This window comes from Microcoleus sp. D2_18a_B4, assembly GCF_036702475.1.
Classification (GTDB): Bacteria; Cyanobacteriota; Cyanobacteriia; order Cyanobacteriales; family Microcoleaceae; genus Microcoleus.
Genome location: NZ_JAUBTL010000011.1, coordinates 102,431 through 121,782 on the forward strand (window position 1 = coordinate 102,431; position 19,352 = coordinate 121,782).

At 47.0% G+C, this 19,352-nt stretch carries 12 protein-coding genes and 1 pseudogene; 7 read left to right on the forward strand and 6 right to left on the reverse strand.

Annotated features, from left to right (window positions below):
- The first annotated feature begins 82 nt into the window (after positions 1-82).
- Entirely contained in the window at positions 83-5,680 is a 5,598-nt protein-coding gene (locus tag QUB04_RS09345) for a DUF4347 domain-containing protein (RefSeq protein ID WP_333283559.1), read from the forward strand.
- 83 nt (positions 5,681-5,763) lie between these two features.
- Here QUB04_RS09345 and QUB04_RS09350 read toward each other — a convergent pair whose 3' ends face one another.
- Positions 5,764-5,895, reverse strand: a complete 132-nt coding sequence (locus QUB04_RS09350) for a hypothetical protein (RefSeq protein WP_333283561.1) — start codon at positions 5,893-5,895, stop codon at positions 5,764-5,766.
- A 13-nt stretch (positions 5,896-5,908) separates the two neighbouring features.
- On the reverse strand, positions 5,909-11,305 hold the full coding sequence (locus QUB04_RS09355; protein WP_333283564.1) for an AAA family ATPase: 5,397 nt from the start codon (positions 11,303-11,305) through the stop codon (positions 5,909-5,911).
- A gap of 203 nt (positions 11,306-11,508) precedes the next feature.
- On the opposite strand from QUB04_RS09355, the pseudogene QUB04_RS09360 reads away from it, so the two are divergent.
- A pseudogene (locus QUB04_RS09360) lies at positions 11,509-12,222 on the forward strand (IS1 family transposase).
- A 67-nt stretch (positions 12,223-12,289) separates the two neighbouring features.
- On the opposite strand, the gene QUB04_RS09365 reads toward QUB04_RS09360, so the two are convergent.
- Positions 12,290-12,682 carry a hypothetical protein gene (locus QUB04_RS09365; RefSeq protein WP_333165791.1) on the reverse strand — a complete coding sequence of 131 codons (393 nt, stop codon included), beginning with the start codon at positions 12,680-12,682 and terminating at the stop codon, positions 12,290-12,292.
- 76 nt (positions 12,683-12,758) lie between these two features.
- On the opposite strand from QUB04_RS09365, the gene QUB04_RS09370 reads away from it, so the two are divergent.
- Together QUB04_RS09370 and chlP are read left to right on the forward strand one after the other, a co-directional pair.
- Positions 12,759-13,136, forward strand: a complete 378-nt coding sequence (locus QUB04_RS09370; RefSeq protein WP_333283566.1) for a hypothetical protein — start codon at positions 12,759-12,761, stop codon at positions 13,134-13,136.
- Positions 13,137-13,226: 90 nt separating this feature from the next.
- Entirely contained in the window at positions 13,227-14,447 is a 1,221-nt protein-coding gene (chlP, locus tag QUB04_RS09375; RefSeq protein ID WP_333214679.1) for a geranylgeranyl reductase, read from the forward strand.
- 149 nt (positions 14,448-14,596) lie between these two features.
- Here the strand turns inward: chlP and QUB04_RS09380 are convergent, their stop codons facing one another.
- Positions 14,597-15,139: a Dps family protein gene (locus QUB04_RS09380; protein ID WP_006632871.1), complete on the reverse strand. Its 543-nt coding sequence runs from the start codon at positions 15,137-15,139 to the stop codon at positions 14,597-14,599.
- A 355-nt stretch (positions 15,140-15,494) separates the two neighbouring features.
- On the opposite strand from QUB04_RS09380, the gene QUB04_RS09385 reads away from it, so the two are divergent.
- From QUB04_RS09385 to QUB04_RS09395, 3 genes are all read left to right on the forward strand, one after another.
- Complete coding sequence (locus tag QUB04_RS09385; protein WP_333283568.1) at positions 15,495-15,740, forward strand: Asr1405/Asl0597 family protein; 246 nt, start codon at positions 15,495-15,497, stop codon at positions 15,738-15,740.
- Positions 15,685-16,476, forward strand: a complete 792-nt coding sequence (locus QUB04_RS09390; protein WP_333283571.1) for a (2Fe-2S) ferredoxin domain-containing protein — start codon at positions 15,685-15,687, stop codon at positions 16,474-16,476. The genes QUB04_RS09385 and QUB04_RS09390 overlap by 56 nt, the downstream gene beginning before the upstream one ends.
- A 274-nt stretch (positions 16,477-16,750) precedes the next feature.
- Positions 16,751-18,085: a hypothetical protein gene (locus QUB04_RS09395; RefSeq protein ID WP_333283573.1), complete on the forward strand. Its 1,335-nt coding sequence runs from the start codon at positions 16,751-16,753 to the stop codon at positions 18,083-18,085.
- A 158-nt stretch (positions 18,086-18,243) separates the two neighbouring features.
- On the opposite strand, the gene QUB04_RS09400 is transcribed toward QUB04_RS09395, so the two are convergent.
- Positions 18,244-18,894: an RNA-guided endonuclease TnpB family protein gene (locus QUB04_RS09400; RefSeq protein ID WP_333283576.1), complete on the reverse strand. Its 651-nt coding sequence runs from the start codon at positions 18,892-18,894 to the stop codon at positions 18,244-18,246.
- Positions 18,833-19,336: a helix-turn-helix domain-containing protein gene (locus QUB04_RS09405; RefSeq protein WP_333283578.1), complete on the reverse strand. Its 504-nt coding sequence runs from the start codon at positions 19,334-19,336 to the stop codon at positions 18,833-18,835. The genes QUB04_RS09400 and QUB04_RS09405 overlap by 62 nt, the downstream gene beginning before the upstream one ends.
- Between the last annotated feature and the right edge of the window lie 16 nt (positions 19,337-19,352).

The following is a 19,352-nucleotide window of genomic DNA, read 5'->3' on the forward strand; positions in this document are numbered from 1 at the left end:
ATCCCTAGCAATCAGATGCTAGTGATTCCATCAGTCCTATTTGAATGGGAAATCAAAAAATTGAAAATTAAATAGGATGCAAATGATACACCAAAAGTTGGTTTCAACTCTAGTTTTTATTGACTCAAATGTTGAAGATTATCAGAGTTTAATTAGTGGCGTTTCCCAAAATGCTGAAGTAATTATCCTAGATGAAACGCGGGATGGCATTGAGCAAATCACCGAAAGGTTAGCAATTGAACAAAATATAGAAGCAATCCACATCATCTCTCACGGCAGTCCTGGTGCAGTACAACTCGGTGCAAATACACTCAACAGCAGCAACATAGAAAGCTTCGCCCCTCAACTCCAACACTGGCGCAAAGCATTAATTCCCGGTGCCGATATTCTCCTCTACGGGTGTAATGTCGCGGCTTTTAATCAGCCCCGGCGAATAGAATTCGCGGCTATACAAACAAAGTCCGCCTACGCGGACTATGGAATTTCAACCGACGCAGGCGGGTTTAGTTTGTGTAGTAGCGGTTTTAACCGCCCAGTTGAAAATAGTCCTACAAAACCTACAAAACCTAACCAATTCCTCCAACGCCTGAGTGAATTAACTGGTGCTGACATCGCCGCCTCTGCCAATCCCATCGGCAATGCGGCACTGGGAGGAGACTGGGAACTGGAAGTACAAATCGGCTCGATCGAAGCTACACCCATTAAGGCTTTAGCCTACAGTCACATCCTAGCAGCCGCTAGCCCCGACAGCAAAGCCATCTCCGTCGGCTCGCCCCAAATTAGCATAGATAGCCTCGCCAACGACGCAGGTATCACCCGACTCTCAGTGCAGGGTATCACCACCGCCCCCACTAACGGCACCGCCACCATCAACGACTGGATTTATGCAGGTGGCGATTTCACCACCGTCAACGGCACAACTCGCAACCGCATTGCTAGATTGAATAGCAACGGTACTCTGGATACTACATTCAACCCCAGTACCGGGATGAATAATACTGTCAATGCGATCGCCATAGACAGTAGTGGCAAACCCATATTCGGTGGCTTGTTCACCACAGTCAATGGCACAGGTCGCAATTACATTGCCCGATTGAATACCGACGGTAGCCTGGATACCACCTTCAACAACCCACTAATGAATAATGCTGTCTATGCGATTGCCCTAGACAGCAGTGACCAACCCTTAGTCGGTGGCGATTTCACCCTCATCAATGCTATACCTCGCAACCGGATTGCCCGATTGAATACCGACGGCACTCTGGATAATACCTTCAACCCCAGTACCGGGATGGATAGCAATGTCAATGCGATCGCCCTAGACAGCAGTGGCAAACCAGTAGTCGGCGGCGGTTTCACCCGTGTCAATGGTACATCTCGCAATTACATTGCCCGCTTGAATAGCGACGGCACCTTGGATACCACCTTCGACCCCGGTACGCGGATTAATAACAACGTCAACGCGATTGCCCTAGACAGCAGTGGCAAACCAGTAGTCGGGGGCAATTTCACCACGGTCAACAGCACTCCTATCAACCGGATTGCCCGATTGAATACCGAGGGCATCCTGGATACCACCTTCGACCCCGGTACCGGGATGAATATCACCGTCAATGCGATCGCCCTAGATGGCAGTGGCAAACCACTTGTCGGTGGGAGTTTCTCGACAGTCAATGGTACAAGTCGCAGCCGCATTGCCCGATTGAATACCGACGGCACCCTGGATACCACCTTCAACCCCGTTCTGACTGGCGCAGTCAATGCGATTGCCCTAGACAGCAGTAACAAACCAGTAGTCGGCGGCACTTTCAACACCGTCAATGGCACAAGTCGCAGCAGTATCGCCCGATTAAATGCCGACGGCAGTGTGGATACTACCTTCAACCCTGGTACCGGGATGAATATCAACGTTAATGCGATCGCCCTTGACAAAGGACGTAGCATATACTACACCCCCAACGCCGGATTCAACGGTATAGACACCTTCCAATACACCGCCACTGACGGCGTAGTTTCCACTCCCACCACAGTCACTGTCTTAGTCAACGACTCCCCCATCCTCGATAACACCGGCATCCCTACCCTCAACGCCCAAAACCAAGACGACAGCGCCAGCACAGGTACATTAATTAGCACCATCATCGCCAACCTCGGCGGTACAAAAATCACCGATCCCAACGCCAGCGCCTTACAAGGTATTGCCATCACCAACCTCGACACCACTAACGGCACTTGGCAATACACCACCGACGGCACTATCTGGAATAACGCCCCAGCCGTTTCTCCCGCTAACGCCTTACTATTAGCTAGTAATGCCAACACCAGCCTTCGATTTGTTCCTAATGCAGGTTATAACGGCACTCTCACCAACGCCCTTACCTTTGCCGCCTGGGATCAAATTACCGGCACTAACGGCGGTGTAGCCGACTACACCACAGACCTAGCAAATAACACTACATCCAGTGTTTTCAGTATCGCTACTGAAACTGCCGATATTGCAATTAATCCCGTTCCCACTGTTACCAGTGTTAGTGGCACCACACCAGACGGGACTTACGGTATTGGTACAGCCATTGATATCACCGTTCAATTCTCTCAAATAGTCAATGTCACAGGCACGCCACAACTTAGCTTAGCGGGTGTAACTCCTTTCGCCAGCTATCTTTCAGGCAGCGGCAGCAACACCTTGACATTCCGGTATGCAGTAGCCTCCGGCGATATCAGCCCAGACTTAGACTATGTTTCCACAACTGCTTTATCCCTAAGCGGGGGTACTATTAAGAATGCGACCAATGGTGATGCCATCTTAACTTTAGTAACTCCGGGTGTACTCAATTCTTTGGGTGCTTCCAAAGCAATAGTTATTGATGGCATTGCACCAACAGTTGCCTTAACACCCGCATCAGCAACAACAGTAAATGGTTTATTTAGCGTCACAGCAACATTCAGTGAAAATGTCGCTGGGTTTGATGCTACTGATATTACCGTCACCAATGCGATTGTCGGTAACTTTATCCCAGTTAATGCCACAACCTACACCTTTGATGTCACCCCGAATGCTGATGGTAATGTCACCGTTGATGTACTTGCGGCTAAAGCCACTGATACTGCGGGTAATAATAATATCGCTGCCACTCAACTGGTTCGTACTGCTAATATTACCGCACCTAATGTTACCTTAAGCTCAACTTCAGCCAGCACAGTCAACGCCGCATTTACCGTCACAGCAACCTTCAGTGAAAATGTCACTGGGTTTGATAATACTGATATTACCGTCGCCAATGCGATTGTCGGTAACTTTGTCCCAGTTAATGCCACAACCTACACCTTTGATGTCACTCCCACCGCTGATGGTAATGTCACCGTTGATGTACTTGCGAATAAAGCGAATGATACTGCGGGTAATAATAATATCGCTGCCACTCAACTGGTTCGTACTGCTGATATTACTCCGCCAACAGTTGCCTTAACATCAACTTCAGCAACAACAGTCAACGCACCATTTTTAGTCACAGCAACTTTCAGCGAAAATGTGACAGGATTTAGTTCGAGCGGCGTTAATGTTACTAATGGTACGGTTAGCAGTTTTACAGGTAGCGGCACGACTTATAATTTTACCGTTACTCCGAATGGTGATGGTAATGTCACAGTTGATGTACCGGAGGCTAAAGCTACTGATACTGCGAGTAATAACAATACCGCTGCAACTCAACTGAGTCGTACTGCTAATATCACCGCACCTCCTGCTAGCTTGAGTTCCGTTTCTAACATTACTATAGCGGGTGGTACAAGTCAAATATTGACAGTTACTTTCAGTGATAGTAGTGGAGTTGATGTTAGCAGTTTAGATAATTCTGACCTGGTAGTAAATTGGTCTGCTGGTGCTATTCCTGCTGCGTTTGTCAGCGTCGATACTAATAGTAACGGCACAGCTCGCACGGCAACTTATTCGCTGACTCCGCCTGGGGGAAGTTGGGATGATACAGATAATGGCAGTTACGCTGTTAATTTGCAAGCATCGCAAGTAAAAGATACTTTTGGCAATCAATTTGTAGGTAGCAATTTAGGCAGTTTTACTGTTAACATTCCCACGCCAACACCGATTCCCACGCCAACACCGACTCCCACGCCAACACCGACTCCCACGCCGACGCCGACTCCCACGCCGACGCCGACTCCGACTCCCACGCCAACTCCGACTCCCACGCCAACTCCGACTCCCACGCCAACTCCGACTCCCACGCCAACGCCAACACCGACTCCCACGCCAACGCCAACTCCCACGCCAACGCCAACTCCCACGCCAACGCCAACTCCCACGCCAACGCCAACTCCCACGCCAACGCCAACACCGACTCCCACGCCAACACCGACTTTCACGCCAACACCGACTTTCACGCCAACACCGACTCCGACAACAACTCCGACTCCGACAACAACACCGACTCCGACAACAACTCCGACTCCGACAACAACTCCGACTCCGACAACAACTCCGACTCCGACAACAACTCCGACTCCGACAACAACACCGACTCCGACAACAACACCGACTCCGACAACAACACCGACTCCGACAACAACACCGACTCCGACAACAACTCCGACTCCGACAACAACTCCGACTCCAACGCCAACTCCGACTCCGACAACAACACCGACTCCGACAACAACACCGACTCCGACAACAACTCCGACTCCAACGCCAACTCCAGGTACTCCCGCTGTCATTTTCCTTGAACCACTTGGCAGTACCGACGTACTCGAAAGCTTGGGCAGCGATATATACAAAGTGCGACTAAATACTCAGCCAACTGCTAATGTCACCGTCGCCATTACCCCTGAAACTCAAGTTACTGTCAGCCTACCTGCCCTTACTTTTACTCCCGCCAATTGGAATGTCGCTCAAACGGTAACGGTGACTGCGGTTGACGATGCGGTTGTTGAGGGCGATCATCTAAGCCCAATTAGCCACGCCACTACCAGCAATGACACATTGTATAATAATCTCGTCGCCCCTCTCACAGTCAATATCAGCGATAACGATAACTTAGGCGATGTCACAACCTTGTTGAAAAAGTCAGTAATCGGTTTGACACAGAAGGACGATCGCCTCACAGGATCGGCATTAAACGACATGATCCACGCACGCCCCGGCAATGACTATCTTCATGGCAAAGCAGGAGATGACTTGCTTTACGGACAAAAAGGGGATGACGGCATCAGGGGCGGTGATGGCAATGACATTATTTTTGGCGGCCAAGGGAGTGAATTTATTCAGGGTGACGGCGGTACTGACTTGATTTACGCAGGTAAGGAAAACGATCGCATTTACGGAGGCGATGGCGACGATATATTGTTTGGCGACGGGGGCAATGACTACTTATTTGGAGAAATGGGTGCCGACACTCTCACAGGCGGATTGGGTTTTGATGTGTTTGCGATCGCGATCGATACTGGTGGAACAGACTTAGCCGCCGCCGATGTGATTACTGATTTTACCCTCAATCAAGATAAAATTGATTTAATTAGCCCCCTTGCTTTTAGCCAGTTAAATATTTATCAAGGGACGGGCGCTTTTGTTAGCGATACTATAATTCAGTATCAGGTAACAGGGGAATATTTAGCTGTCTTGAAAGGAGTCACTGCCAGCAGTATAGTTCAGGCAGTAACTTTTTAGACTTCGTATGTTGTTGCGCTTTAGCGCTAAAGCGCAACAACATACCTAAGCTGTTCTGCCTTTAAATTGTATGTCAAAAAAATTTAAAGTCTTGTGGGGTGGGCGTCCCGCCCGCCCTGAATATACAGTTTAAATGCGCGACAGCTTACCCGATCGCGATCGCCTAATTTGTAGGATGCCTCAACAGTCGATCGCCCTTTTGCTGTGATTTTCACGTATAGCAACCGTTTAATGTAAATTGTGTAGCCGGTCTTTGATTTTTGTGCGAGTCAACAATGCAGACTCACAGCGTTCCCAGTACATTTTAGCAACGCGATCGCCCTGATTCTGACGCCAACACTCTTCAAAAAGCCGCGCCGCTTCAAATAACTTCCCTCCCAAGTAAAGTGCCCTAGCTTCTGCAAACAATTCCAGCCTAGCTAACTTGCCATCTTTAATTGCTAGCGGGTCAGCATCAAACACCTCATAAATCGTCACAGCTTCGGATTTTCCCTTGACTTTTACCGTATCGATAGTGCGGATTGCATACTGGGATGGATTTTTCAGGCGCGCATAAGTTGGCTGGGTAATTAATAGCGCCACCCCATAATTTTTAGTCAAACTTTCTACGCGAGAAGCTAAATTCACCGCATCGCTGATTACCGTCCCGTCCATGCGATTTGGTCCTCCCACAGTTCCCAGCATCAAAGAACCCGTATTAATCCCAATCCCAATCTGAATCCGGGCACAGCCCAAGTCCGTGCAGTATTGATTGTATTCAACGAGACGGTGCAGCATAGCAATTCCCGCTTTCACCGCATTATCCGCCTCGCCGCTAAACAGCGCCATAATCGCATCGCCAATATATTTATCAATAAACCCCTTATTTTCATTAATAACGGGTTCCATGCGACTGAGATAGGAATTGATAAATTTGAAATTATCCTCCGGCGTCATAGTTTCCGAAAGCGTGGTGAAGTCGCGAATGTCGGAAAACAACACCGACATTTCTAACTGCACTTGGTCGCCCAATTCCACATCAATGATGCTTGATTTATCTAAAAATTGGAGGAATTGATGGGGAACAAATCGCTCGTAAGCTTTGTTGAGTTGAGCCAGCCTGCTTTCATTTTCGCGTACTTCTGTATAAAGCTTAGAATTTTGAATCGAGATCGCCGCCTGTCCCGATAACACTTTTAATAGTTCCACTCTTTCAGGGGTAAAAGCTCCCGCTGTCAGATTATTTTCTAAGTAAACAATACTAATGATTTGAGATTGGTTAATCAGCGGCACACATAAAATTGATTTGGGCTGATGCTTTCGGATGTGGCGGTCGTTAGTAAATTGTCCCGATCGCGCAGCATCATCTAGTACCACGCTTTCTTGAGTGCGACTCACATAATTGACAATTGCAGAGGAAAGTTCTTGACAGGTTCCAACGGGGATTGACTGCAACACGGTGACGAGTTCGTCATCGATTTTCCCTTCAGCTTCAATGAACAGTTGTCCCTCGCTTAACAAAATCAGATAGCCTCGTTGCGCCCCTGCATTTTCCATCAAAATTTTCATCAAGCTAGACAGTAGCTTATCTAGCATAATTTCTCCAGAAATCGCCTGAGAAGCCTTCATGACTGCGGTGATATCTAGGTGATTACCCGAACCAGTCGTTGTCATTGCTACGGTAGTTTGAGTGTTTTTCCTTCCCGGTTGAGTTACCGTGAATAAGTGGGGATATCGCGTTTCTAAATCCGTTACCTTAGCAGTGGCTCCCCATTCAACATAACAATAATACGCCTCAAATATGTAGGGTTGAGCAACTTTTGTTTTGCCCCATTCCCCGTAGAATTTGGCTGCTAGTTCGTTGGCCAGGGCTTCGTCATTAACATATTTGTTTTCTTTGGCTCCTGAAATTGCGCGATCGTACATTTCAATCGCCTCGGCTTTATTGCCCAACACCCGTTGCCGTTCTGCTTCCACTAAATACCATTTATGCAGATAATTCATCGGAGCATTTTGCGCCCACTTTTGCAGCGTGCTTTGATGGGTTTCCACTAAGGCAATAATTTCAGTTTGCTGGGTTTCTGGCTGTGCCCGAAAAAGTGCCAGGTGCGTCAGGGCGGCATAAAAATGAAAAATTGGAACAAAAGCCGATCCAGATACTCCCATCAAATACTGTTTGACTTGGGTAATGTGGTCTAGGGCAGCCGTGTAATTGCCATAGCAGTAAGCAAGCAGCAGTTTGTAGATGCAGGCACCAGCGATCGCCGTGAATTCATTATCCTGATAGTGCTTGGGAATCATCACCGTTTCATCGTAGGCAGAGCCTATTAACAAATCCGGCCGAATACGGGTTTCCCTCAAGTTCTGCACCGTCTGCTGAATCATATCCAAATAAATCTGAGCAGAATATTGTTTCAACTGCGCCATAACAGCCCTGTAACCTGCTATTTCTGGTTCCCAAGTGTCTAGTTCTACCCCAGCGAATAAATGCGTATAAAAATAAATATATATGTTGTAGCCAGCGTCTACAAAGTCGCCTGTTTCCATACCAAACCTATAGCCATCTTTCAGCGTCGGTATCGTTGCCAAAAGAGATTCTTGATGATGCTGAATCCAGCCACCAAACAAAAGTAGAACTGTGGACTTGAGTTCGGGCACATTGAACCTATCGAGCAATGAGAGTGCCAATTGCCCAAAGCCATAGCCCGTTTCCACCTCTTGTAAAAAGGCACACAACACCATCCCGTGCATCGCATAACCCACCGTCGATGCAGGCGCATTCCCAAATTGAAGCGATAAACTCACCATCGTTGAGCTCAGCAGGGGCAGCAAACCGGGCATTCCCTGGAAAATGGGTGGAAACAACATACCAGACAGTTGCATAGCTGCCTGAGTCTGTGGATTTGTCATCACAGGTAGATCAACCAATTCCTCAATCTTTCTGCCGCTTATTTGGCCAGCAAGGGCTTGTAGCGCTTTGCCAATCTTGGCTTGATCGGGTTCGGCAGGGAGTTCAATCCCCAATTGTAAGAGTGCGTCTCTTGCTACGGCGATCGTTTCTAACACCTTGCTCTGCGCTGTCTGAGCGGCAATTTTAATTTCGTAAATTTTAACTCGATCTAAAATCGTCTGAGCTTCTTGCAAAACAAGTGCTGCCATCTGTTCCATACCATCAAAGTCACCATTCAAATAGGCAATTTCCGCAGCCGCAACATAAAGATTTAGCGCCAATTCATATTGAGTTTGCCAGCATTGAGGTGTCAGTAGATCAATTCCCGTTTGTAGATATATATTTGCTGCAGCGTAGGCGGTAGAATTTCTAGCCTTACGTCCAGCTTCTAAGTTGAGTTGGGCTAAGGCTGAGCGTTCACTTAATTGATGGATTAACTCAATTCCTTGATTTAAATGCCCCACAAGATCAAATATTTTTTCTTCTGTTTCTATCTCGGAAGAACTTTGTAGGAGTAACTGTCCTATTTTCAGATGAGTCGCTTGTTTTTGGCCGTCGGGAATCAATGAATAAGCCGCTTGCTGGACGCGATCGTGCAGGAACTTATAAGTGGGATTAGCAACAGACTGATTGGGGGATTGAGCCTCGGATTTAATGAAGTTATAGCCTTCTGAAATCACTAAAATGAGTCCTTCTTGCAAGGCTTTCCACAGCGCTGATTCCGTTTGTTCTGGTAATTCTTCGCTGACTACTGCCAATGTATCTAAATCAAACTGCGCCCCAATGCACGAGGCAAGTTTGAGAACATCCTGAGTTTCTTTCGGCAACTTTTGCAATTGCGCCGCCATAAAATCCACCACATCCGAGGCGTCGGCAAATTTAACTTGATTAATATCGCACTGCCACCCCCCTTGTACCCCCCTCTGTCCCCCCTTGGTAAGGGGGGATGAAAGGGGGGTGGGGGATTGAGGGGGGTTAAAAATAATTTGACCATCTTCATGCAACGCCTTGAGGAATTGAGTCGAGAAAAAGGGATTACCTTGGGTTTTTTGATAAACCAATTCTGTCAAGGGCCCGGCCAAGGATAAATCGCAAATCAGCGTATCTGCTACCAACTGATTTAGATATGCTAAACTCAACGGTTGCAGGGTAATCGTATTCACCACTGCCCCAGACTTCACAATCTCATCCACAGTCAACATAAACGGATGAGCCGGTGATACCTCATTATCTCGATAAGCACCCAATACTAACAGATGCCCTGTATCCTGCATTAACACTTGTAGCAATTTCAGCGATGCTGAATCTGCCCACTGCAAATCGTCCAGAAACATCACTAAGGGATGTTCTGCTTGGGTAAATACTTGCACAAATTTCTGCATCAGCAGATTGAAGCGATTTTGGGCCGCACTCCCCGACAATTCTAGTGCAGGACTTTGAGGGCCAATGATGTGTTCTAATTCAGGAATTACGTCAATCAAGACTTGACCACTCTCGCCTACTGCGGTGAGAATCATGGTTTTCCATCTGTGTAACTGAGCGTCACTTTCTGATAATAATTGTCCCATCAATTCCCGAAATGCTTGCACAAATGCACTAAAGGGAATATTGCGTTGAAATTGGTCGTATTTGCCTTTGATAAAATAGCCAGCCTGTCGGGCTATCGGCTTATGCACTTCATTCACTACTGCGGTTTTACCAATCCCAGAAAAACCAGCTACTAGCATCATTTCGGCACTAGCATTACGAACTCTTTCAAATGCCGCTAATAGATTAAAAACTTCTGTTTCTCTGCCGTATAACTTTTCGGGAATCAGGAAATGGTCTGTAAGATCCATCGTTCCCAAGTCAAATTCTTTTATGCTATCGGTTTCTTGTAGTTGAACCAGACACATTTCTAAATCCTGCTTAATACCCAATGCAGTTTGATAGCGATTTTCCGCATTTTTAGCCATCAATTTACTGACAATTTGCGAGACAATTAGGGGAATTTCTGGCTTGATTTCGTGCGGGGGAACTGGTTGTCTGGCAATGTGGCAGTGAACTAGCTCTAAAGCGTCTTCTGTCTCAAAAGGCAGTTTTCCTGTCAGCAATTCGTAGAAGGTGACGCCGAGCGAGTAAAAGTCAGTGCGGTAATCGATAGAGCGATTCATCCTACCAGTTTGTTCCGGCGAGATGTAAGCGAGGGTTCCTTCTAAAACGTTGGGATTTTTCAGGGTTGGCATTTCTCGCGTTAGCTGAGTGGAAATGCCAAAGTCGATAATTTTGAGCTGTCCGGTCGCTGGATTGAATACTATATTAGAAGGGTTAATATCTTTGTGGATAATATTTGCGCTGTGAATTTGCCCTAAAGTTTCAGTGGTGGCGATCGCAATTTGCAGAAATTCCTTGAGGCTAAACTTTCGCTGGTGCATCCATATTTTCAAGGATTCCCCGCCAAAGTCCTCCACAAAAATCACGAGGCTGTTTTGGTATTTTTGCAATTCATAAACTTGCACGACTCCCGCCTCTTTCAGCTCCCGCGTGATGCGGTATTCGGTGCGGTAGCGTAGCAATTCTTGAGGTGTGGGGTAGCTTTCTTTGAGCAGTTTGAGGATGAGCGGTTGGCGATCCGCTTCCCGAATCGCCCGGTACACCAGAGAGTTGGCACTTTCGTAAAGCAGCTTCTGGATGGCAATGCCTGGAATGGAGAGCATATTTATTTTTCTTGTAAAAATTAAAGCTAACTCAAAACGCACCGGGTTCGTTGTGTCGAGAATAGCGCTTTAGAAAGGAACAAATTATGTTTTTATAACACAATCTTAATTTTTCGGCAGCGAAGTGGCTTTCAGGTGGTCTGGCAGAGTAAGGGTAAGGAGTTATGATGCGACGTACCTAAGCCTTGTTAATTCTCAACTCCATGAATTGTCACCGTTTCTGTTATCCAAACATCGTTAAAAATTGTCCCACCCCCAGCGCTAAGCAAAACTTTAAATGTATATATTGTCACAGGCAGTTTTTTCAAAACCTGAGACATTAACCAATTTCAGAAGAAACAAAAAAATTGAGAGATCAGCTTTTATTAGAAAAAATATCTTGAGTCGCGATTGTCAAAGTCACGAGGGTGTCCCCCCGCTGGTTCCAATACTATGTGTGTTTCAACAATTAGCATCAGTCCCCCGGAAAGTTCAAGTAAAGTCAAAAAAACCAGGCAAGCTAACGATCCAACGTGATGAAATGTAGTCTTTCGTAGAGCATCAGGGTAACAAGCAGTGGAAAGAGCTGCCAATTGATGCCTTAACTAAAAAAATTCTAGGGGTGTATATAGGAAGCCGAGTTGAAATGGGTGCTCAAGGTTTTTGGGATTCCCTCCCAGCAGTTTACAGACAATGTGCCGTCTATTATACAGATTTTTGGGGAGGTTCAAAAAAAAATCTTCCCCAGCGACACAAATCTCTGGGGAAAGATACTGGCAAAACTTCTGATATCGAAAGATTCAATAACACCCTTCAGCAAAGGATATCTCGTTTGATAAGAAAGACTTTGTTCTCATCTATCTATAAAGAGCTCCAATCATGTGGGTGCATTCTGGTATTTTATCCATGATTACAACGCTTCTTTATTCCTAAAATGATTAAGAATTTTTCGTTGCTATCCAGGACTACCAGACTTTGTTCTGATGATTTTGGAGAGTCATTTATCTACTTCCGCTTACCCTTCCCGGCTACAAACTCCCGCAGCCGGAGTAAACTAGCCGTTTGCCCCAAATTCAGTGGCAGCAGCGACACTCCCTCCAACCGAGACTGCACCCAACCATCGCCCCAATACCACTCGTGAAATCCGTCAATTCCCTGACTCAATAACAGCCGCAGACAATTGTGCTCAACAATATCAACGTGATGCTGAACTGCCACGGGGCCCAGCCAACTTGTAAAGGTCAAACCTTGAGCAAATTCTTCCGGCAAACCGCTAGACAACTGCTGCGGCCACAGCCACTGCTGCAATTGAGTTGGACGCAACAAGCTGTCTCTAATCGCTGTTTCGGAAGCTTCAAGCTCAATCCGCAGGTTGCTTTGTTGAAAATTACCGAGCATAAGAATTTTAGATATAACTGCAAGTAACTTTAATGTAACTTATTGGACTGGTTCTAACCTATTCCGGGCGGGCAAGATGCCCAACCCCTACACCCCACAAGCAGAAAATTTATCTGTTGTGGAACAGGCTAGGGAAGCTTGTTCATGTCCGGGCGGGCAAGATGCCCAACCCCTACTCCCCACAAGCAGAAAATTTATCTGTTGTGGAACAGGCATCTTGCCTGTTCATGTCCGGGCGGGCAAGAAGCCCAACCCCTACTCCCCACAAGCAGAAAATTCACTCTTTGTGGAACAGGCATCTTGCCTGTTCTTAGAAAATAGGGCAAAATGTTCGATCGCACATCACCGTCCATCCACCTTCATCTACACTAAAAAATTTAAGATATTCGATCGCACCTACTGCCCGAAACTCGATTTTCGTATCGAACTGTTAAGCTCTGTTTCATTTCATTGAAATCTCCCCTGCTTCACGCCACCGCATCCCAAGTCCGTGATACCATCACACCTGAGTAATGCCTATAGAAAAAAACTGGAGAGAAAAGCTTTGACACTAAGGGTTGCAGTAGTAGGTTCAGGCCCTGCGGGTTCTTCCGCCGCCGAAACACTGGTAAAAGCAGGCATCGAAACATACCTATTCGAGCGTAAATTAGACAACGCCAAACCCTGCGGTGGGGCGATTCCCCTGTGCATGGTCAGCGAATTTGACTTGCCGCAAAGTATTATTGACCGCCAAGTCAGAAAAATGAAAATGATCTCCCCCTCCAACGTCGAGGTGGACATCAATATTGAAAACGCACACGAATACATCGGTATGTGCCGCCGCGAAGTGCTCGATGGCTTCATGCGCGATCGCGCCGCTTCCTTGGGTGCAAAACTGATTAACGGCACCGTTCACAAATTAGAAATTCCCGGCAACAATACAGACCCCTACACTCTCCACTATGCCGACCACTCCGACGGCAGCGCAATGGGTATTCAGAAAACTCTGAAAGTGGATTTGGTAATTGGGGCTGACGGCGCTAACTCCCGCGTAGCAAAGGCGATCGACGCTGGCGACTACAATTATGCGATCGCCTTCCAAGAGCGCATCCGCCTGCCGGAAGATAAAATGGCTTACTACGAAGACTTAGCCGAAATGTACGTCGGCGACGACGTATCTACCGACTTCTACGCTTGGGTGTTCCCCAAATACGACCACGTAGCCGTCGGTACCGGCACGATGAAAGTCAATCAAGCCAGCATCAAAAAGCTGCAAGCAGGAGTCCGCGCCCGCGCTGCCAAAAAACTGATGGGCGGTGAGATTATTAAAGTGGAAGCTCACCCCATCCCGGAACATCCGCGTCCCCGCCGGGTTGTCGGCCGAGTTGCTCTCGTAGGCGACGCCGCAGGTTACGTTACCAAGTCTTCTGGCGAAGGTATCTATTTTGCCGCCAAGTCTGGCCGGATGTGCGCCGAAACTATTGTTGAGATTTCCAATAAAGGCGCGCGCATTCCGACTGAAGAGGAAATCAAGCTTTACCTGAAGCGGTGGGATAAAGCCTACGGCATTACTTACAAAGTTCTTGACATTTTGCAGCGCGTGTTCTACCGTTCCGACGCTACCCGCGAAGCTTTTGTGGAAATGTGTGCCGATCGCGATGTGCAGAAGCTCACATTCGATAGCTACTTGTATAAAACCGTGGTACCCGCTAATCCTTTCATTCAGATGAAAATTACTGCGAAAACCATTGGTAGCTTGTTGCGTGGGAATGCTTTAGCGCCTTAATTCCCAGCGGTTCAAACGCACTTTGTATAAAAAAAGCGAGCAGTCACAAAACTGCTCGCTTTTTTTTCGATCTAAGATAATGAACTGTCAAAATTCACAGGCGAGACGCCTGTGCCACGTGTGCTAAGGAAGAGGAAGAAGAAGAATTGTTAGTTCAAGTTCAACTGCACTAAGGTATCGGGGGCGAGGAAGTGGGAAATGTGATAAGCTCGCTCTTCTGTTTTTAGCAGGATTTTTTCGTAGAGGTAGCGGGTAGCTCGATCGCCCAAACTTTCTGCTTGTCCTGCTTGACGGCGCAGCAAACCGAGGATAGCTTGCTCCGCAATTAAATCGTGTTCTAGCATTTGGCGGCAGGAATATACGCCGTCGGCTTCCGGCTCAAAACAGCACAACTCGGCTAACTTGCTAAAGCTAGCTGCTGGTATGCCGCCCAATCCGTTTAACCGTTCGCCCAGCTCGTGGACGCTATCTTGAGCTTCTCCGTAGCTTTCTTCAAAGAATTTGTGCAAGGAGTAAAATTCTGCCCCTTCCACCACAAAATGATGTTTTTGATATTGCAGGTATAGAGCCTGAAAACTGGCCAGCAGCGCGTTCATTCCTTCACAAATCGGTGCTGTGACTGAATGTTCCAGTAGAACTGGGTTTTCGGCTATGTGGCCAAACGGTCTTAATGCACTCTGAGTCTCAGCCATGTGTGTTCTCCTCTCAATAGGCAGTTTTGTTGCCAATAGAGTCAGTTTAGCACCGTAAATTTACCAGTCAAGCAGAGTCTGCCTCAATAGTGGAATATTTTGTAGAGTAGGAAAATTTTTTTCTAAACCTATTGAGAATAATTAGCAGTTGGGTTATGCTTAAAAAGATTCTCGTTCTGAACGCTTCCTGAAAATGGGGCGAACCTCCTGAAGGCAGAAGGTAGAAGGGAAAAGGCAGAATTTTTCAGGCAGGGCTTTTGATAATCCTTGATTTTCTTGGGAAATCTAGCTTTTAACTTCTGCTGGCGATCGGTCAGGAGCAAAAATTAATGCAAATTATTACTGTTGTTAAAAAATGAATCCAGCAGATCCAGAATTAGAAGTTTGTGACATTGTGCAAGTGAGTTGGCTAGATAGGTGGCAAGTTTACAAACGCTTGCAAGAGCTAGAAATTCCCTGCTGGTGTGCGGTAGACCAACCTTTGCGGGCAAAAGTCAACACTGCTAAACAAGCGGCTCAGTTAATGAGCGTGTTGAGGCAAGTCAGTGCCCCTCGGGGCGAACTGGTGCAGTGGCTGGAATGCTGCTGGCAAAGGGGCTAAAGGTAGAAGGAAGTTCGGCAACGAGCAGCGTACAAGATGTAATGGATGTAACGGATTTAAAGGAGTCATAACAATGTATAAATCTGGCAAGCAAGTTTCCGAATTCAGTTTAGAAGGAGAAATCGTCAGTCTGATTATTGAAGATGGCTGCAAACTTAAATATTTGCGAATTAGCAATGCTCGGGGAGTAGAATATCTTGTTAAACTGTGCAAGGAATTGCGGTCATTTCTGTTACCTGTTTTGACGCCCGGGTTGAAAGTTGAAGTGGTAGGTGAGAAAGAACTCAACTTGAAAAACGGTAAAATAAAACTTAAAGCTCGCAGCCTCAAGCTGGCTCAAGGTCAAAATGCTCGATCGCCAGAACTGCTCGACTCCACCAATCTGCCTGTTGCAGTATTGACATCGGACGATCGCGCGATCGCTAAAACCGAAGTCAGCTCTCCCACAGCAGCTAAAACTGTAAAAGCTCCGGCAAAAACCCAAACCAAAATATTAGTATGTCAAAAATCCGACTGCCTGAAGCGGGGCGCTGGAGGAGTCTGTAAAGCTTTAGAAAATGCTTTGAATGCGCGCGGTTTAGAAGACGAAGTGACAGTACAGGGAACCGGATGTCTCAAACAGTGTAAAGCAGGCCCAAATATAGTTGTGATGCCGGACAAAACTCGCTACACTCGCATTGCACCGGCAGAAGTTCCAGCAATCATTGACAAACATTTTGCAGTTGTTAAAGCTTAGGCGATCGCACGGATACCGAAACAGTGCGTTAGAGATCGGGAAAAATTATTTTAATAGGACTCTGGGCGAAAAACTCACGTCTGTAGGGCGATCGCAGGCGCATCTTACGCCTTAATTTGAGTTCGGGTTGTAGTTCGATCGCGCCACTCGATTCAGACGCTATTGTCCGAAAAAACAGAAAAAATGACAACAACTATCACTGAGGGGCTTCCTTCTGTAGAATCTCTAAGGATAGACTGTATCTGAGACCCTGTGAGTATTGGGATAAAAAGCCATGTCAGAAGCTGATCTTCGAGCCCATCAGCACCAACCGCACCCTGCTGTTCCATCCGATACCGAACCATTTCATTCAGATTTTGCTGCTACTGGGGGTTTTGAGCCGATCGCCCCCGATGCGACAGACACTCCCGCAACGGTTCCCCAACAGCCAGAAGAAGACTGGCAAACAGTAGATTTTCCCAACGCCATCAGCGTAGATGCAATTCCCACAAAACCTGAAACAAAAAATTCGCAATCTCCGACACAGCCGACTGAGGCGGGCTCGCCCCCGATGTCAGAGAATCTAAAAAATCTGCTTGGGAATGCCGAACAGGCCAAGGGCAAAGGATCGACCCCAGTCACCCTTATGCAAGCGCTGCACGAATGCAACCGCGACCTTTTACAGCGCATCGCGCAGCTAGAAACAGCTCTGGAAGAGTCCCAAAAAACCTTGCAGAATCGCGAAACTTTGCTAGAACAGCGGACTGCAGAACTCGAAAATACTCAAGAACAATTGACGCGGTTGTTTGGCAAAGTGGAAGTTTCCCATCAAACCCTCCAAAGTCAAGAAATTTTAGTCGAAAGTTTAAGAAGTCAGTTGGCAACCAGCCAAGTCAGGCTAGCGACTGTTGAGCGAGAATGTGCGTCTACTGTGCAGCGCTACAACGAACAGTTACACCAGTTAGTAGCCACAGAAAATATTTGCAGGGAATTGCGAGCCCGCTTGCACCGCCAGCAGCGCCACACTCTGCAATTCAAAGCTGCCTTGGAAAGAAGTTTGGACAGGCCACAGGTAAAGTCGCCGAGGATCGAGCAGCCTGACAATAATCTGGAAACCGCCAGCGCACAATTAGAATCTTTGCTCGCGGCGGTCAAAAGCTCTCAGATGCCAGTGCCGCCAGCCTTCAACGCTTCCCCTGTCCAACCTTGGTCGGAACCAGAAGGGCTTCTAGAGGTAGCCGCTGCTGCCGAGGCGATCGAGCCTGAATCCCCAGCCAATCTGGAACTCAACAAATTAGCCGAAGTGTCCGGCATTCAATTGCACAAGAGCGAAACCAACCAGCCTGATGAGCCGGCAACTGACTCGGCCGAACCGGTTGCGGAACCTGAACTGCCGATGGCTGAGTCTGAACCCGCCGAAACTGCTACCAAAGTGGAGGCTCAAGAATTGGCTAGGGCTTTTCAAATTTTGAACTCTGTTGAAACCTTTGGCATTCAAGAAGTGCGATCGAGTGTGGCAAAACCTACAGCAGTCGCCCAACCAGACTGGCTGAGCTTGATTGCCAGTCCGCTGCGGGCTTCTAAAAAACGTCGATCGCTAGCTGAAATTGAATTGCCGAGTTTTCGATAGCGAACTGAAGTTGCTAGTTTTGAGTCAACACTCAAAACTCAACACTGCTTTGTAAAACTTATCTAAACTTACCTAAAGCCATCTTTAGACACAATTCGGAGTTTACTTCCTACGCTGTTGGGTAGACGGCTAATCCCAAGATAAGTAGGCTATCCCCCTCAAGCCGAGGGTTCCCAGTTTAAAATGTTGATGCTGGCGTTGAAATCACGATCTAAAGATATGCCACAAGCGGGACAGTCAAAAGTCCGAATGCTTAGTGGCATATCTTTTTTAGTGCCACAATTAGAACAAGTTTTAGTGCTGGGGAACCATTGGTCTACCAGCACTAAATTTGCCCCATACATTTTACACTTATAATCGAGTTGACGTTTGAACTCGTAAAAACCTATATCCGATATTGCCCCGGACAGCTTGTGGTTCGCCATCATTCCTTGAACGTTCAAGTTTTCAATCTTAATTAGCTTAAAAGTTTGGGCTAAATAAGTTGTTAGCTTGTGAAGAAAATCTAAGCGAATACGAGCTATCCGTGCATGGAGCCGACGGATTTTATGGTAGGTTTTGCGCTGATTTTGGGAGCCTATTACCTGTTTTGATGCTTGGCGCTGCAAGGTAGCAAGCTTGGTTTTCGCTTTTTTTAACGGCTTCGGCGCCTCAAAGACCTGCTGAGTTGACAGCGTGGCCGCATACTTGATGCCTAAATCGATTCCTACAGCATTCTCAGGTTGTTGAACTGGCAAACGTTCGGCATCAACGCCAAAGGAAACAAACCAACGACTTCCTTCTTTTGAAATCGTAAAAGTTTGAGACACATAACCGCATTAAGCGGGCTTCGTAGAGTCGAAAAGTTCCCAATGTAGGAATCTTGATCGTGCTGCCAGCATTTAGTAAAACTTTGCCGTTAGACGAATCAACTGTAAAAGATTGACCGTCTCGGCGACTAGCAAATCTTGGATGACCTGCTTTTCCAGAGCGATACCGACTAAAAGCATCTTTCAAGTCAATCAAAGCATTTTGATAAACTCGACTAGATAATTGATTCATCCAAGCGAATTCAGGCTGTTTCTTGACGTAGTGGGTGAGAACTTTTTTGACTTCGTTAAGTACCTGTGAGTCCGTGAATTGTCCCCCGCTATACATTTGAGTCCGCAAGCTCAACCCCATGTTAAACACTACCCGCCGAAATCCTGCGTGTTTTGCCATCAAGGTCGCTTCCCGGTTATTCAATTTGAGCGCTCGCTTGACGGCAAACACAAAACTTCTCCTCAAC

Coding starts and splice junctions, on each gene's coding strand:
- QUB04_RS09385 (WP_333283568.1), top strand. CDS start 15,495: ATGAATCCAGCAGATCCAGAATTAGAAGTTTGTGACATTGTGCAAGTG.
- QUB04_RS09380 (WP_006632871.1), bottom strand. CDS start 15,139: ATGGCTGAGACTCAGAGTGCATTAAGACCGTTTGGCCACATAGCCGAA.
- QUB04_RS09365 (WP_333165791.1), bottom strand. CDS start 12,682: ATGCTCGGTAATTTTCAACAAAGCAACCTGCGGATTGAGCTTGAAGCT.
- QUB04_RS09370 (WP_333283566.1), top strand. CDS start 12,759: ATGCCCAACCCCTACACCCCACAAGCAGAAAATTTATCTGTTGTGGAA.
- QUB04_RS09345 (WP_333283559.1), top strand. CDS start 83: ATGATACACCAAAAGTTGGTTTCAACTCTAGTTTTTATTGACTCAAAT.
- QUB04_RS09355 (WP_333283564.1), bottom strand. CDS start 11,305: ATGCTCTCCATTCCAGGCATTGCCATCCAGAAGCTGCTTTACGAAAGT.
- QUB04_RS09395 (WP_333283573.1), top strand. CDS start 16,751: ATGTCAGAAGCTGATCTTCGAGCCCATCAGCACCAACCGCACCCTGCT.